Annotated in this window: 18 protein-coding genes; 12 read left to right on the forward strand and 6 right to left on the reverse strand. The window is 65.7% G+C overall.

The genetic code is table 11. The annotated features are described in order from the left end of the window. Positions 1-131: 131 nt before the first annotated feature. From OK349_RS16090 to OK349_RS16100, 3 genes are all read left to right on the forward strand, one after another. Positions 132-1,118, forward strand: a complete 987-nt coding sequence (locus OK349_RS16090) for a toll/interleukin-1 receptor domain-containing protein (RefSeq protein ID WP_265118924.1) — start codon at positions 132-134, stop codon at positions 1,116-1,118. A 393-nt stretch (positions 1,119-1,511) separates the two neighbouring features. After that, entirely contained in the window at positions 1,512-4,184 is a 2,673-nt protein-coding gene (gene acnA / locus OK349_RS16095) for an aconitate hydratase AcnA (protein WP_265118925.1), read from the forward strand. Next, a complete protein-coding gene (locus OK349_RS16100; protein ID WP_372340579.1) occupies positions 4,181-4,558 on the forward strand; it encodes a putative quinol monooxygenase in 378 nt (125 codons plus the stop codon). The genes acnA and OK349_RS16100 overlap by 4 nt, the downstream gene beginning before the upstream one ends. 4 nt (positions 4,559-4,562) lie before the next feature. On the opposite strand, the gene OK349_RS16105 is transcribed toward OK349_RS16100, so the two are convergent. Continuing rightward, complete coding sequence (locus tag OK349_RS16105; protein WP_265118926.1) at positions 4,563-5,495, reverse strand: right-handed parallel beta-helix repeat-containing protein; 933 nt, start codon at positions 5,493-5,495, stop codon at positions 4,563-4,565. A 201-nt stretch (positions 5,496-5,696) separates the two neighbouring features. Continuing rightward, on the reverse strand, positions 5,697-6,254 hold the full coding sequence (locus OK349_RS16110; RefSeq protein WP_265118927.1) for a type 1 glutamine amidotransferase domain-containing protein: 558 nt from the start codon (positions 6,252-6,254) through the stop codon (positions 5,697-5,699). Positions 6,255-6,351: 97 nt separating this feature from the next. Between OK349_RS16110 and OK349_RS16115 the strand changes: the two genes are divergently transcribed. Both OK349_RS16115 and OK349_RS16120 read left to right on the forward strand, forming a co-directional pair. Beyond that, on the forward strand, positions 6,352-7,359 hold the full coding sequence (locus OK349_RS16115; protein WP_265118928.1) for a DNA topoisomerase IB: 1,008 nt from the start codon (positions 6,352-6,354) through the stop codon (positions 7,357-7,359). Positions 7,360-7,369: 10 nt separating this feature from the next. After that, positions 7,370-8,539 carry a mechanosensitive ion channel family protein gene (locus OK349_RS16120; protein ID WP_265118929.1) on the forward strand — a complete coding sequence of 390 codons (1,170 nt, stop codon included), beginning with the start codon at positions 7,370-7,372 and terminating at the stop codon, positions 8,537-8,539. Between the two features lie 7 nt (positions 8,540-8,546). Here OK349_RS16120 and OK349_RS16125 read toward each other — a convergent pair whose 3' ends face one another. Further along, on the reverse strand, positions 8,547-9,497 hold the full coding sequence (locus tag OK349_RS16125; RefSeq protein ID WP_265118930.1) for a DUF2167 domain-containing protein: 951 nt from the start codon (positions 9,495-9,497) through the stop codon (positions 8,547-8,549). A gap of 228 nt (positions 9,498-9,725) precedes the next feature. Between OK349_RS16125 and OK349_RS16130 the strand changes: the two genes are divergently transcribed. From OK349_RS16130 to OK349_RS16150, 5 genes are all read left to right on the forward strand, one after another. Continuing rightward, the gene (locus OK349_RS16130) at positions 9,726-10,190 is read left to right on the forward strand and encodes a MaoC family dehydratase (protein WP_265118931.1); all 465 of its coding nucleotides are present in this window, start codon (positions 9,726-9,728) and stop codon (positions 10,188-10,190) included. A gap of 23 nt (positions 10,191-10,213) precedes the next feature. Then, a complete protein-coding gene (locus OK349_RS16135) occupies positions 10,214-11,389 on the forward strand; it encodes an acetyl-CoA C-acyltransferase (protein ID WP_265118932.1) in 1,176 nt (391 codons plus the stop codon). A gap of 104 nt (positions 11,390-11,493) precedes the next feature. Next, complete coding sequence (locus OK349_RS16140; protein ID WP_265118933.1) at positions 11,494-11,706, forward strand: DUF805 domain-containing protein; 213 nt, start codon at positions 11,494-11,496, stop codon at positions 11,704-11,706. 27 nt (positions 11,707-11,733) lie between these two features. Continuing rightward, on the forward strand, positions 11,734-11,955 hold the full coding sequence (locus tag OK349_RS16145) for a DUF805 domain-containing protein (protein ID WP_265118934.1): 222 nt from the start codon (positions 11,734-11,736) through the stop codon (positions 11,953-11,955). A 111-nt stretch (positions 11,956-12,066) separates the two neighbouring features. Next, complete coding sequence (locus OK349_RS16150) at positions 12,067-12,672, forward strand: hypothetical protein (RefSeq protein WP_265118935.1); 606 nt, start codon at positions 12,067-12,069, stop codon at positions 12,670-12,672. Positions 12,673-12,692: 20 nt separating this feature from the next. Here the strand turns inward: OK349_RS16150 and OK349_RS16155 are convergent, their stop codons facing one another. After that, a complete protein-coding gene (locus tag OK349_RS16155; RefSeq protein ID WP_265118936.1) occupies positions 12,693-13,178 on the reverse strand; it encodes a hypothetical protein in 486 nt (161 codons plus the stop codon). Between the two features lie 80 nt (positions 13,179-13,258). Then, entirely contained in the window at positions 13,259-13,726 is a 468-nt protein-coding gene (locus OK349_RS16160) for an Lrp/AsnC family transcriptional regulator (protein WP_265118937.1), read from the reverse strand. A gap of 119 nt (positions 13,727-13,845) precedes the next feature. Here OK349_RS16160 and OK349_RS16165 point away from each other — a divergent pair, with 119 nt between their 5' ends. Continuing rightward, on the forward strand, positions 13,846-14,205 hold the full coding sequence (locus OK349_RS16165) for a VOC family protein (RefSeq protein WP_265118938.1): 360 nt from the start codon (positions 13,846-13,848) through the stop codon (positions 14,203-14,205). Between the two features lie 14 nt (positions 14,206-14,219). On the opposite strand, the gene OK349_RS16170 is transcribed toward OK349_RS16165, so the two are convergent. Next, complete coding sequence (locus OK349_RS16170) at positions 14,220-14,525, reverse strand: phage tail protein (protein ID WP_265118939.1); 306 nt, start codon at positions 14,523-14,525, stop codon at positions 14,220-14,222. A 165-nt stretch (positions 14,526-14,690) separates the two neighbouring features. Here OK349_RS16170 and thiL point away from each other — a divergent pair, with 165 nt between their 5' ends. Next, positions 14,691-15,569, forward strand: coding sequence for a thiamine-phosphate kinase (gene thiL, locus OK349_RS16175; RefSeq protein WP_265118940.1), 879 nt, complete (start codon positions 14,691-14,693; stop codon positions 15,567-15,569). Positions 15,570-15,670: the final 101 nt, after the last annotated feature.

Genomic DNA, 15,670 nt, shown 5'->3' on the forward strand with positions numbered 1-15,670 from the left:
ATTCACTGCGGCACCCCGACCTACAGTTCCTTGGCACCGATCGTCGCAGACCGACTAGCGGAAGATAGGCCTTCGCCCTTCAACCGCTGCGCTCGCGCATCTGCCACTTGCCCCCACGCGATGTTCACGATATGATCCAGCGTAGGGCAAGAGCTGACTTTGAGGCAGCAGTGGACGCATTCATTTCATACTCTCATCGTGATGCCGCAGCCTTAGATCGCTTACACGTCCATCTCGCCGTTTTGAGGCGTGACGGGTTGATTGACGCTTGGTTCGACCGAGACATTCTTGCCGGTGACAACCTGGACCAAGAGATTGCAGAAAGGCTGGAAGCCAGCGGATTATTCCTGCTGCTCGTTACGCCAGACTTCCTCAATTCAGACTACTGTGTTGAAAAGGAAATGGCGCGCGCGATGGCGCGGCAAGCTGCAGGCGAAGCCAGAGTAATCGCGATCATCGCCGAGCCCTGTGATTGGCAGTCCACCAACCTTCGGAATATCAAAGTCGTACCGCAGGATGGCCGAGCGGTGAGCGAGTGGACTAATCCCAATAGCGCATATCTGAATGTTGTTCAGGAGATTCGTCGCGCGATCGAATCTGATCAGAGGCCGACAGAGTTGATACCTCGCGGCGCAGAGCCTCCAATTTCGCCGGATGCACAACGACGCTACCGCGCTAAGCGTGACTTCGACGACATCGATCGTAGCGAATTTCGCCAGACGGCCTTCAATCAAATGCGAGACTATTTCCGTAGCGCGGTTAATGAACTTGATTCCCTCGATAATTTTCGCGCTCGCTATAGCGAACTGTCAGCTACATCTTTTGGCTGCACAATCGTGAACCGTGCTCGCGATCGAGGTACGGCCCACCTTACAGTGCATACGCGTAAGGGCGGGCGCTCTGGTTTTGGGGATGTATATTGGTTGTTCGAAGAGAATGCGCCTGATGATGGAGCTCACGGGTGGCTTTCGATCGAACACGATGAATTCGAACTATACCTGCAGTCAAACGCCTTTCGCATGGGGAGGGGCGATGACCGCTCCCGCATGACTCCTATGCAGGCTGCACAAATGCTGTGGGAGAACCTGCTTGAAAAAGCAGGGATATCCTATGACTGATTCTATTCGATTCCGGTGCAACAACTGTGGCCATCGATTCGAAGCCGAGGTTCTTACCGAAGCTGAGAAACGCGAGGCTCGGCGGCGCGATCGGCCTACCTCACCAATCGCATGCCCTGAATGCAGACGAACGGACGTCCGTCGCGGTTGGGAGTGACCGACCCAGTCAGTCACGGCACAGGTTAGCTATTGGAGAGTCATCTCTCTGCCCCCCACGCCCCCTCCCCTTCCCCCCGCCCCCTCCCCCTGCTATCGGCCCTCCCGAATCTTCGCATTCGCTTCACGCCGGCGCGCCCGTGCGGCTCTGTTAGCAGCCGCTCCCCCCACGCCGCTCCGGCGGCACACTGACAATGCCGCTCCGGTGGCACACAGATGGGAAAGGGACCCGCAAGCATGACAGCCATCGGCCAGGACAGCCTCGGAACGCGCGACACGCTCACCGTCGGCGGCAAGAGCTACAGCTATTACAGCCTCGCCAAGGCCGCGGCGAAGCTCGGCGACGTCAGCCGCCTGCCCTTCTCGATGAAGGTGCTGCTGGAGAACATGCTGCGCTTCGAGGACGGCGTCACCGTCACCCCCGAGGATGCCCAGGCGATCGTCGACTGGCAGAAGAACCCGATCGCCCCCGAGCGCGAGATCCAGTACCGCCCCGCACGCGTGCTGATGCAGGACTTCACCGGCGTGCCCTGCGTGGTCGACCTCGCCGCGATGCGCGACGCGATCACCAAGCTCGGCGGCGACGCCGCCAAGATCAACCCGCAGGTCCCCGTCCACCTCGTCATCGATCACTCGGTGATGGTCGACGCGTTCGGCACGCCCAAGTCGTTCGGCCAGAATGTCGAGCTCGAATATGAGCGCAACCTGGAGCGCTACGAGTTCCTGAAGTGGGGCTCGAAGGCGCTCGACAATTTCTCGGTCGTCCCCCCGGGCACCGGCATCTGCCACCAGGTGAACCTCGAGTACGTCGCCGACGCGGTGTGGACGTCCGAAGCTTCGGACGGCGCGACCGTCGCCTATCCAGACACGCTGGTCGGCACCGACAGCCACACCACCATGGTCAACGGCCTCGGCGTGCTCGGCTGGGGCGTGGGCGGCATCGAGGCCGAGGCCGCGATGCTCGGCCAGCCGGTGTCGATGCTCATCCCCGAGGTGATCGGCTTCAAGCTCACCGGCAAGCTGCAGGAGGGCATCACCGCCACCGACCTGGTGCTGACCGTCACCCAGATGCTGCGCGCCAAGGGCGTGGTCGGCCGCTTCGTCGAGTTCTTCGGCCCCGGCCTCGCGACGATGACCCTCGCCGACCGCGCGACCATCGCCAACATGGCGCCCGAATATGGCGCGACCTGCGGCTTCTTCCCGATCGACGACAAGACGCTCGAATATATGCGCCTCACCGGCCGCAGCGACGAGACCGTCGCGCTGGTCGAGGCCTATTGCAAGGCGCAGGGCATGTGGCGCCACGACGATGTCGCGGACCCCGTGTTCACCGACACGCTCGAGCTCGACATGGCGACCGTCACCGCCAGCCTCGCCGGCCCCAAGCGCCCGCAGGACCGCGTGTCGCTCAACAAGGTCGACGAGGTGTTCAACGGCGACCTGTTCAAACTCTATGGCAAGGAGGACGCCGCGCGCGTGCCGGTCGAGGGCAAGGACCACGATATCGGCGACGGCGACGTGGTGATCGCCGCGATCACCAGCTGCACCAACACCTCCAACCCCTCGGTGCTGATCGCCGCGGGCCTCGTCGCGCGGAAAGCGCGCGCCAAGGGCCTGACGCGCAAGCCCTGGGTCAAGACCAGCCTTGCCCCGGGGTCGCAGGTCGTGACCGACTATCTGAACAAGGCCGGCCTGACCGAGGATCTCGACGCGATCGGCTTCAACCTCGTCGGCTATGGCTGCACCACCTGCATCGGCAACTCCGGCCCGCTGGCCCAGCCGATCTCCGACGCGATCAACGGCAACGACATCGTCGCTGCCTCGGTCCTCTCGGGCAATCGCAACTTCGAGGGCCGCGTGTCGCCCGACGTGCGCGCCAACTTCCTGGCCTCGCCCCCGTTGGTCGTCGCCTATGCCCTCAAGGGCACGGTGACCGAGGACATGATCGAGACCCCGATCGGCGAGGGTAACGACGGCCCGGTGTACTTGAAGGACATCTGGCCGACGAACGAGGAGATCCAGGGCGTGATCAACGCCAACATCGACTCCGACATGTTCCGTACCCGCTATTCGAACGTGTATCTCGGCGACGCCCATTGGCAGAAGATCGCGGTCGAGGGTTCGGCGACGTATAACTGGCCCGTTTCAAGCACTTACATCGCCAACCCGCCCTATTTCGAGGGCATGACGATGACCCCGGCCCCCGTCGCCGACATCATCGATGCTAAGCCCTTGGCAATATTGGGAGATTCGATCACCACCGACCACATCAGCCCCGCCGGCTCGATCAAGGCCGACAGCCCCGCGGGCAAGTGGCTGATGGAGCGCCAAGTCGCCAAGGCCGACTTCAACAGCTATGGCGCGCGCCGCGGCAACGACAATGTCATGGTCCGCGGCACCTTCGCGAATATCCGTATTCGTAATGAAATGGTGCCGGGCGTCGAAGGTGGCATGACGAAGTATGAAGGCGAGGTCATGCCGATCTACGACGCCGCGATGCGTCACAAGGCGGACGGTACTTCGCTGGTCATCGTCGCGGGCAAGGAATACGGCACCGGTTCTTCGCGCGACTGGGCAGCGAAGGGAACCAACCTGCTCGGCGTGCGCGCGGTGATCACCGAGAGCTTCGAGCGCATCCACCGCTCGAACCTCGTCGGCATGGGCGTGCTCCCGCTGCAGTTCGCCGAAGGCGTCGACCGCCAGAGCCTCAAGCTCGACGGCAGCGAAACCTTTACGATTCAGGGTGTTGCGCAGCTCCGCCCGCGCCAGGACGTCGAGGTCAAGCTCACCCGCGCCGACGGCTCGAGCGAGACCTTCCTCACCCGTTGCCGCATCGACACGGTCAACGAGCTGGAATATTTCCTCAACGGCGGCATCCTGCAGTATGTGCTGCGGAATCTCGCAAAATGAGACTTGGGCGCAGGCAGACGATCGCCGGGGGACTGGCGATCGCCCTGCTTGCGCCGCAGGTCAAAGCGGCGGAGAGGATCAACATGTTCGGATTGCTGGGGAAAATGCGCGCCCAACCCGGCAAGCGCGCGGAACTCATCGCGATCCTGCTCGAAGGCACCGATGCGATGCCGGGCTGCAAGGCCTATATCGTCGCCGAGGACGTGAAGGAGCCCGACGCGATCTGGATCACCGAAGTGTGGGACAAGGCCGAGAGCCACAAGGCTTCGCTCCAGCTTCCCGCCGTCCAGGCCGCGATCGCCAAAGGCCGCCCGCTGATCGCCGGCTTCGACAGCCAGGTCGAGCTTAACGTCGCCGGCGGCGTGGGGCTCTAACGCCTCAGCGCTGCGCGATCGGCGCGATCCGGTCAGCAAGATCGTTGTTGCGCAACGTCAGCGCATCGCGCGACCAGTTGCCGACGAAGGTCGTGCGCTCCTTGAACGCGGGCGACAGCCACGCCTTGTTGCCCTCGATCACGAGGCCTTCCGAGCTGTGCTTGGCCCCCTCGGGCGCCACCGCGATCATCGTCGAGTAATTGTCCTTGTTCGGCCCTTGCTCGAACGAATTGCCCGCGATCCGCCCGCTCGCGCCGTTCGAGAGGTCGATCGCATAGTTGGTGTGGCTGCCCTGGCTGTCGTCGAAGCTCGAATCGAGGATCTCGACCCGCGGCGCACGGACCTTAACATAGTGCCCGCCGGTGCCCCGCTCGAACCGCGACTGGAAGATGCGCAGCGAGCCATAGTCGCCGATGTACAGCGCATGCGCACCATTGCCGGTCGGGTCCTTGCCCAGCCCAGCAAAGGTCGAGCGCTCGATCGTGATGCGCCCGCGCGGGAAGCTCGCGGTCAGGATGCCGCACTGGCCGTCGATGAACATCGCGTTGGTGACGTGGAGGTCGCCGGTCTCGAGCCGGATGCCGGCGCCGTTGCCGTCCTCGACCAGCGTGCGCATGAATACGATGCCGTCGACCTTCGCCCCGCGCCCGCGCAGCACCAAAGTCGCCTTGCCCTCGCAGATCGCGCGGTCGAAGATCGCCTTGCCCGGCACTTCGGAGACGAAGCTGATCTCGCCCGCCTCCTGAACTGCGCACTCGCCATAGCGGCCTGGCGCGATGCGGATCGTGCCGCGTCCCTCGCCGATCGCCGACACCGCTTCCTGCAGCGAGGCATAGCCGCGGCCGGTCTCCTGCACGGTGAACGGCGCGGCCTGGCCCTGCGGCAGCGCGGGGGCAGTGGAGGCGAGCAGGGCGGCGAGAGCGAAAGCGAGACGCATGGACGGACTCCGCGAAGTTTCGCGAGCTTATGCGCCGGAAGGTGTCACTACCCCCTTAACTCCTCCCCCGGAGGGGGAGGTGGCATCGCGCAGCGATGAACGGAGGGGTAGCTTCGTCAAGCGGCATTGCTTGAGGAGAGTACCCCTCCACCGGCTTCGCCGGTCCCCCTCCCCCGGAGGGGGAGGAATTCGATAGCTCCATTACTCCACCGCCGCTTCCAGCTCCTCGGCCAGCACCGACTTGATCGCGGCGACGAACATCGGGATGTCGCCGGGCTTGCGGCTGGTGATGAGGTTGCCGTCGATCACCACTTCCTCGTCCACCACCGTGGCACCCGCGTTGGCGAGGTCGGTGCGAACGGAGGGCCAGCTCGTCACGCGCTTGCCGTCGACGATGTCGGCCTCGACCAGCAGCCACGGCGCGTGGCAGATCGCCGCGACCACCTTGCCGTCATCGAAGAATTCCTGGACCAGTTCCACCGTCCGCCGGTCGAGCCGCAGCTTGTCGGGATTGCCGACTCCGCCGGGCAGCACCAACGCGTCGAAATCGGCGCTGTCCATCTCCGCGACCAGCGCGTCGGGTATGATCGCCGCGCCCTTCTCGCCGCTGCTCTCGCCCTGGATCGGATCGCGCGTGAGCGAGGCCAGCGTCACCTTCGCACCCATATCGAGCAAGGCCTGGCGCGGCTTCATCAGCTCCGATTCCTCGAATCCGTCGGTCGCGATCATCAGCACGCGTGCCTGCGCCAACTCGGTCATCTTCGCTCTCCTCAAGCTCCGGGGTTCGTTGCCTTTTCAACCGCCGCGCCGCGCACCGGTTCCGGAACGATGCGGCGGGACGCGCATTCAACGGGGCATGAAGCGCGGCCTGCGATATTGCGACGACAGCCGGCCGGGCATCACACGGCGCAAGGTGCGGCACGGCTGGGGCTATTGGGATGCCGAGGGCAAGCGCATCACTGATCGCGACGAGATCGACCGGCTCAACGCCGTCGGCCTCCCCCCGGCCTATACCGACGCCTGGTACTGCCCGCACCCCAATGGCCACCTCCAGGCAACCGGGATCGACGATCGCGGGCGCAAGCAATATCGCTACCACCCTGAATTCCGCGCCGCGCAGGAGGCTGCGAAGTACGACCGCTGTGCCGCCTTTGGCCATCTCCTCCCCAAGCTGCGCGCGCGGATCGCGGCCGATCTGCGCAAGCGTTCGCTGTCGAAGGAACGCGCCGTCGCCGCGGTCGTCCGCCTGCTCGACCGCGGCCATGTCCGCATCGGAAACGAGGGTTACGCAAAGGCCAACAAGAGCTTCGGCGCAACCACGCTGCGCAAGCGCCACGCCAGGCTCGAAGGCCACAGCCTCAAGCTGCAATACCGCGCCAAATCGGGCCGGCTGCGCACACTCACCCTCACCGACGGCAGCTTGCTCAACTTCGTCAAGAAATGCCACGACCTGCCCGGCCAACAGCTATTCGGCTGGCTCGATGAAGAAGGCGAACCCCACCCCGTGACCTCGACCGGCGTCAACGACTATATCCGCGATGCGATGGGGGACGAATTCACGGCCAAGCATTTCCGCACCTGGGGCGCGAGCGTGATCGCGTTCGAAGCGCTGGCGTCCGCCGACGGCTTCGTCGGCCTCAACACGATGCTCGAACCAGTGACGCAGGCGCTCGGCAACACCCCCGCTATCGCCCGCAAATCCTATGTCCACCCCGATCTAATCGCGCTCGCCAAGGACCGCGGGGCGCAGGAAGCATTCCGCGAGACGCTCGCCCTCCCCCGTGCCACGCGCTACCTCACCCGCGCCGAACGCGGGCTGATCGCCTTTCTCGAAAGCGCTGGCGTTTCCGCCAAGGCCGCCTGAAGGACCAGCAATGATCGTCACCAACACCGCCGCCGCGGCCGGGAAGACCGCGAAAGATACGTCGGAGAATCTCGATCTTCAGGCGCAAACGCTGTGGAACGACAGCATCGCCTGGCTCGGCAGCCACTGGCTGCAGATCCTGATCGCGGTCGGTGTCGCGACCGCGATCGTGCTGATCCTCCACTTCCTGCGGCGCTGGGGGATGAAGCTGTGCGAGCATTCGACCGGCCCGGCCGGCTGGGGCACCATCCTCGGCCGCGCGGTCGCCAAGACCGGTAATTTCTTCATGATCATGGTCGCGGCCAAGCTGGTCAGCGGCTACGCCAACCCGCCCGAGGTGCTGGGCAAGACGATCGACTTCCTGTTCACCCTCGCCGCCGTGTTCCAGGCCGCGCTCTGGGCGCGCGAGCTGATCCTTGGCGCGATCGAGAAGCGCACCGAGTCCGAGAACTATCATGGCGAGGCATTGCTCTCGGCGCTCGGCCTGATCCGCCTGCTCGTCACCTTCGCGCTGTTTGCGATTGCGCTGGTCGTGGTGCTCGACAATCTTGGGGTCAACGTCACCGGCCTGGTCGCCGGCCTCGGCGTCGGCGGCATCGCCATTGGCCTCGCCGCGCAGGGCATCTTCGCCGACCTGTTCGCCGCGCTCGCGATCATCTTCGACAAGCCGTTCCGCCGCGGCGACAAGATCTTCTACGACCAGACCAAGGGCACGGTCGAGGCGATCGGGCTCAAGTCCACCCGCATTCGCGCCTTCACCGGCGAGGAGCGGATCATCGCCAACAAGCAACTGCTCGACAAGGAAATCCAGAACGTCTCCGCGCGCCATCACGTCCGCAACGCGCTGACGATCGGCGTCGCCTACCAGACCCCGCCCGACCTGCTCGAACGCATCCCGGCAATGATCGAGGCGATCATCGAGGCCTCGGGCGCTACCCCCGCGCGCGCCAGCTACGACAAGTTCGGCCCGAGTTCGGTCGACCTCGTCGTCGAGTTCGACGTGCCGGGCGACGACGTGCCCGCCGGCAACCTCGCGCGCGACAAGATCGTGATCGGCATCCTGCGCAAGTTCGCGAAGGAGGGCATCGTCATCCCCTATCCCACCCAGACCGCCTACGCCGCGGCGCCTGACGGCACACTGATCTATCCCTATCCGGAGGGGCAGGCAGACGGGCGATGAGGCAGGCCTAGCCCTCCTCCTCATCCTCCGCGCGGCGGCCGAACAGCTTGCGGAACATCGCGAGGGCCGCCCCGCCGAAGGCGAGAATCCCGACCAGGATCAGCTTCCAGAACTTCGCCAGGACCGCGAGGAACCCGACCTTCTTCGCCACGGCGACCGCGGCGCCGCCGCCAACCAGGCCGGCAAGCCCATAGCCGGCGACCTTGTCGGTCGTCGCGTCATAGTCGGCATAGCGCGCGCCGGTCTCGAAATCCGCGGACTGGCCGAACGTCTTCGCTGCCTGGCGCACCTGCGCCAGCATCGGCATCGTTGCCACCATGTTGAGGCTCAGCACGCCCGTTCGCCCCAGTAGGCGGACGTCATAGTTGAGGCTGTTGATCTTGCTGTCGCTCGAGGCGAGCTCGCGCGCCCAGATCAGCGAGTGGGCCGTGGCGTCGTAGGATGGCGGTTGGGCCCAGCCGACCACCGACAGCGTGGGAAAACCCGCAGCCTTGCGCTGCTCGTTCTCCGTCGCCTCGCCTTCCTTCATCGATGCGAGCACCGCATCATAATCCTGCGCGGTGGCGTCCGCGTCGGAGACATAGCCTGTGTCGCGATAGGTGATCACGGCGCCCCATGCATCGTCGATCGGCGACTTGCCCTTCTCCATCACCAGGCCGAGCACGTCCGACACCACTTCGGGCGGATTCCCCCATAGCTGGATCAGCACCCGTTTCGCTTCGTCCGCCGGAAGGAAATAGTAGCGATCGCCGAGGTGCAGCACCGCCTTTGCCGCCGCGATTCGGACATCGCCCGATTGCGGATGCAGGCTGCGAAGAAAGGCCTTGGCGTCGGCCGGCAGCTTTTCGTCGATGGCGATCGCGGCGCCTGATGGCGATGCCGACTGTGCATGGACGGGACTCGCCCCGAGCACCGCCAGCGCAATGGACAACGCGACCGCGCGACTCGATGTCCGCATGTTCCTTCCCCCCAATTTCCCCGGGGAGATCAGGACAGGATTGGCCATGCGCGTCAAGCCAAAGCGAAAAATCGATCCTGTCGCACAGGAATTCGAATATCGGGTTTGGTTTCACCAGCGCAATGCACCCTTATAGGAGTTAGTTTTTTCGCGTTTGCAGTAGGGACCCTCTTGCCGTTCACGTCAGGTTGCGCCTACATGCGGACGAGGATGCGAGAGGGAGCCGGAATGGCCGACGCCGAGACGATCACGATCCAGCAGCTCGCCGCTCGCACGGGCGCGGAGCGAGTCTCGGCCTGGGTCGAGGTGACCCAGGACATGATCGACAAGTTCGCCGAAGCGACCGGCGATCACCAGTTCATCCATGTCGATCCCGCCAAGGCCGCGATGACGCCGTTCGGCGGCACCATCGCGCACGGCTTCCTCACTTTGTCGCTGATGCCGCTGCTCAATTCGCTGACGCCCCAACCCCGGATTGAGGGGGTCAAGATGGGGGTCAACTATGGCGGCAACAAAGTCCGCTTCCTGCAGCCCGTGCGCTCGGGCAAGCGCGTGCGCGGCCGCTTCAAGACGCTGGAGCTGACCGAGAAACGCCCCGGCCAGTGGCAGCAGACCGTCGAGTTCACCGTCGAGATCGAGGGCGAGACCAAGCCCGCGATGATCGCCGAATGGATCAGCCAGATCTTCGTCTAACGACCAACAAAGGATAGCCGCCCATGCGTTCCGCCGTCATCGTCTCCACCGCCCGCACCCCGATCGGCCGCGCCTATCGCGGCGCCTTCAACGCGCTCCCCGCCCAGACGCTCGCCGCCAGGTCGATCGAGGCCGCCGTGCAGCGCGCCGGGATCGACGGCGCCGAGGTGCAGGATGTGGTGTTCGGCGCCGCGCTCCAGCAGGGGCACCAGGCCGGCAACATCGCGCGCCAGGCGCTGCTCCGCGCCGGCCTGCCGGTCAGCGTCGCGGGCATGTCGGTCGACCGCCAGTGCGCCAGCGGCCTGATGGCGATCGCCACCGCCGCCAAGCAGATCATCGTCGACAATATGGACATCGCGATCGGCGGCGGCGTCGAGAGCATCAGCCTCGTCCAGACCCCGCAGATGCGCATCGCCCCCGATCCCGAGCTGCTGGCGATGCACAACGACGTCTACATGCCGATGCTGCAGACCGCCGAGGTCGTCGCGGCGCGCTACAGCATCGGCCGCGAGGTGCAGGACGAATACAGCCTCCAATCGCAGCAGCGCACCGCCGCCGCGCAGGCCGCGGGCAAGTTCGACGACGAGATCATCCCGGTCACCGCGACGATGAACCTCGTCAACAAGGAGACCAAGGAGGTCACCCAGAAGGAGGTCACCCTCACCAAGGACGAGGGCAACCGCCCCGACACCACGCTCGAAGGGCTCCAGGCGCTCCAGCCGGTGGTCCCCAACGGCGTCATCACCGCGGGCAACGCCTCGCAGCTGTCGGACGGCTCCTCGGCCAGCGTGCTGATGGAAGAGAAGGTCGCCGAGAAGCGCGGCCTCACCCCGCTCGGCCGCTATGTCGGCATGGCGGTCGCGGGCACCAAACCCGACGAGATGGGCATCGGCCCGGTCTTCGCGATCCCCGCGTTGCTCGAGCGGTTCAACCTCAAGATGGACGATATCGGGCTGTGGGAGCTCAACGAGGCATTCGCGGTGCAGGTGCTCTATTGCCGCGACCAGCTTGGCATCCCGAATGATCTGCTCAACGTCAATGGCGGCTCGATCTCGATCGGCCACCCCTATGGCATGACCGGCGCGCGCTGCACCGGGCATGCACTTATCGAGGGCAAGCGCCGCGGGGCCAAGTACGTCGTCGTCACGATGTGCGTCGGCGGCGGCATGGGCGCGGCGGGGCTGTTCGAGGTGCTTTGAGACCTTGACGGGAGGCTGCGCGAACCCGCAGCCTCTCGGTCATGGAAGTCGTCGATCGATACGGGCCGCCGTTCTTGTCCCTGGCGACCAAGCCGATCAGGGATATGTTCGTCTTCTCCGGGCGTTCGACCAGGACGGAAGCGCTCGGGTTCCTGCTGCTCGCCACCCTGTTCGGGCAAATGCCAGTGGCGATCGCCGGCGATCTATCCGATCCGCTTCGGATCGCGAGCGGGCTGGCGCTCGGGCTGCTCATCCATCTTCCGATCTATGCGCTGTTCGTGCGCCGGATGCACGATCTCGACCGTTCGGGTGGGTAGGTCTGGATTCCCGTGCTGCAGACCACATTGGCGACCACGCTTCTGCTCCAACCGAATATTGGTGGCGGCACGCGCATCACCTTCCTGATCTGGAACACCCGCCCCGGCTGGGACGGCCTGTCCGCGATTCTGCTTTGGGCAATGCTCGCTACGATCCTCGTCGAGATATTCCTCTTCTTCTGGCCCGGCACGCTCGGCCCCAACCGCTACGGCGCCGATCCGCGCGAGGCGGCTAGCGCACGCGCGTGACGTAGCTGGTCCACATGACGGCTGGCCGCTTTGAACACGGCCGTTGATGTGCTGGCGCGTTATACTGTATCATTATGCGATAATCGGGCGACAGTCTCGCTGGAGGGCGTCATGACGAGGCATATCGCACTGACGGCAGCCCTGAATGCGGCTGCGCTCGTCGCTTCTCCGGTATGGGCTTGCAGCATCGCGCCGCCACCGCCTCCGCTGGTTGGCGAGAGTCCGGAAGCCTATAAAGTGCGGGTCGCGGAGCTGGACCGCAGACAGACCGAGACATGGTTACGGACCCGACAGACCACGGCGCTGCAGCATGCGGCGCTGATCTTCGTCGCGCGGGACACGGCCTGGACGCCGCCCTATCGCCCGCCGCCTACCCGGCGCGTGCGCGCAGGGCAGCCGATCCCGCCGCCGGTGCCTCTGCCCAAGGTCAGATATGCGTATCCCGCCCCGTCCTATTTCAAGCCGATCGGCTGGTTCAGGGGCCCGCGACCGCAGGCATTGTTCCGGGTCAACCGTTCAATGACCACCTGCGGCGCGATGAGCATCGGCGACACGACGCACAGTGCGCCGGGCAACCTCTACGTCTTCTTCGCACGCAAGGGCCCGCTTTCCGAGAAGACCCTAATCGACGCGATCGCAGTCGACAGTATCGACGACCCCGCGCTGGTCGCGTTCGTGGCAAAGTATCGCGGGAAACCGCCCGCCGCGCGTCGATAGCGGCGGCGGCGGGCCTGCGGTTACCCGACCCGATTGAAATAGTTGGTTCGCATCACCGGCTTGCCGTCCGGCGTGAAGAACACGACGGTCTCGGTCATCGTCTTGCCGTCCATCGCGACCGTATAGGTACGCATCGACGCCGGCACCCCGCCCTTGGCCAGCGCCTGCACCATCACGTTGGGCATGGGCAGCTTCACCGCGGCCGTATCGGCCTCGAGATTGCCCTCGACCGGGTAGGAGGTGCCGTCGGGCCAGTAGGTCCCCATGGCCTGGCTCCGCGATCCGTCGTTGCCGAGGACCTCGACCTGAGTCCGCCACTTGCCGTCGCTCGCCTCGCTATAGGTGATCGTCACCCGCTTCGGCCGCGCCTCGGGCGGCATCGGCAGGCGCGCGAGGTCGACGGCCCAGCTGCCGAGCAGCGGCGAAGCCGGCTGCGCCGTCCGGGTCGACGCGGGCGCCGCCAGCAGCGTGCCGCCGAGCACAAGGATTGCAACGAACGCTTTCATATGCTCTCTCTCCCTACGAGTGGCTGAGATGATACATTGTATCATTACCAGAGGCAATGGCTCACTGCGCTCGACGCGATTTACTCGATCGGCAGCGTCAACCCGACCTTGGTCCGCCCCATTACCACCGAGGTGCGGAAGCGCCGCACATTCTCGTCGCCGAAGAACAGCCGCCGGGTGAGCGCCTCGAAATCGGCCATGTCGCGCGTCACGCAGACCAAGGCGAAATCCGCCTCGCCCGTCACATAATAGCATTGCTGGACATGCGGCTCGCGCAGCGCCTTGCGGCGGAACGAGTCGAGCTGGTCGATGCGGTCGCGCTCGAGTTCGACCATCACGATGAAGCTCATGCCGAGCCCCACCGCGAGCGGATCGATCACCGCCACCTCGCGCGCGATCACGCCGCCCTCGCGCAAGCGCCGCAACCGCCGCTGGACCGAGGCGGGCGACAGCCCCGTCTCGTCCGCCAGCGCGTTGATCGCGATGCCGGCATCGTCCTGCAGCAGCGACAGCAACCGGCGGTCCTGCGGGTCCAGCTCAAGCGCCATGATCGAACCCGATCAAATTTTCTACCATTTTGATCGATCTGCCTCGAAATTGATCGAAATCTGCGCATCACTGTAGCGGATTCGCCATTATCTGCACGCTTCCAGACACGGAGGCAACCATGCTCGACCATCTCGAAATCAAGACTCCCGACCTCGCCCGCACGCTGCATTTCTACGCGACGCTGCTCGCCCCGCTCGGCTACCGGCAGATGGTAGACGGGGCGGGCAAAGGGTTCGGCGACGGCCAGCGGCTCGACTTCTTCCTGACTGAGGGCGAGGCGTCGGCGAACGTCCATTTCGCCTTCACCGCGCCGGATCGCCGCGCGGTCGATGCGATCTATGCGATCGGGCGCAAGGCCGGCTTCACGCTCGACCGCGCGCCCGCGCTCGCGCCGCACATCCATCCCGATTATTATGCCGGCTATCTGCGCGATCCCGACGACCGGCTGATCGAGTTCGTCTGCCATGCCTCAGCCTGACGCGGGGCGCCGACTCACTCGGTCGGGCAAGCCGGGGCGGCATCCCCGGCGCCGCGCTTCAGCACGATGTTGCCATATTTGGTGTTGCCGGGCTTGGCCTTGGGGCTGTCGTCCCCGCCAGTCTTGCGCGCGGTCAGCGTCGCCTTGGGGATATGGTTGCCCGCACCGCTCGGCTTCGGCGTGGGACTGGGCGTCGGCGTCGCCTTGGCGAGCACGCACTGGTCCTTGGCGCCGCCCGAGACATCCGATTGGGTGAGCGCTACTCCCGCCGCCGCGGTCCCCGACGTTGCCATCAAGCCGATCACAAATGCCGTCCGCATCGCATCCTCCCGAAATGACCGAGCCTTCCTATCACATCGGGAGGCCGCTCGCGACGCGGCCGGACGGAAGTTGTCATTTCGAGGCCGAGCCGGTTGCGGCTGAACCAGCCTTGCCGAGCCTTTGCGCCTTTCCTCCACCGCGCGCCTCGCTTACCGCTGTCTCCAGTGTCCGACGAGTTCGCCTTTCTCGACGCCCTGCGCGCCATCGCCACGCATCCCGCCGCAGCGGAGCTGGCCGACGACACCGCGGTGCTCGAGGTCGCCGCGGGCCGGCTGGTCCTCACCAGCGACACGATGGTCGAGGGCGTCCACTACCGCCCGCACGACCCCGCCGACGCGATCGGCTGGAAGCTCGCCGCGGTGAACCTCTCGGACCTCGCCGCCAAGGGCGCCACCCCCATCGGCTGCCTGCTCAATTACGCCCTGTCGGGCGACGCCGAATGGGACCGCGCCTTCCTCGCCGGTCTCGACCAGGCCCTCACGCGCTTCGCAATGCCGCTGCTCGGCGGCGACACCGTGGCGATGCCGAGCGGCGCGCCACGCAGCCTCACCCTCGCCGCGATCGGTACCGCCCCGGCCCGCGTCCCACTGCGCACCGGCGCCCGCCCCGGCGATGCTCTCTGGGTGACCGGCCAAATCGGCGGTGCTGGCTTCGGCCCCGACGGCGCGCCGCGCGATCTCACCCGCTATCTCCGCCCGCAACCGCGCCTCGCCGAGGGTCGGGCGATCGCCCCGCTCGCCACCGCGATGATGGACATTTCCGACGGCCTCCTCATCGACGCCCGCCGCATGGCCGAAGCCAGCGGCATCGCGCTCGCGATCGACCTCGACGCCGTCCCGCTCGCCTTGCCCGGTCTCGACGCGATCGAGGCCGCTACCGCCGGCGACGATTACGAACTGCTCTTCACGCTTCCCGCCGGAACCACCCCGCCGGTTGCCGCGACCCGCATCGGCGCTGCCCGCGCAGGCGCCGGTCTTACGCTAATGGCGAGCGGGGCCCCCATCCCGCTCCCCGACAGGCTTGGTTACCGCCACGGCGGCTGACTCGCGCGCGTCCCAACCGCGGCTTGACAGCCCCCCACCCCTCTATACGTTCCGCCACCGACCGCCTGCCGTACCGGGCAAAGACCCGGACGGCGGGCGGA

Source organism: Sphingomonas sp. BT-65, from assembly GCF_026107375.2.
In the GTDB taxonomy this organism is placed as follows: domain Bacteria; phylum Pseudomonadota; class Alphaproteobacteria; order Sphingomonadales; family Sphingomonadaceae; genus Sphingomonas.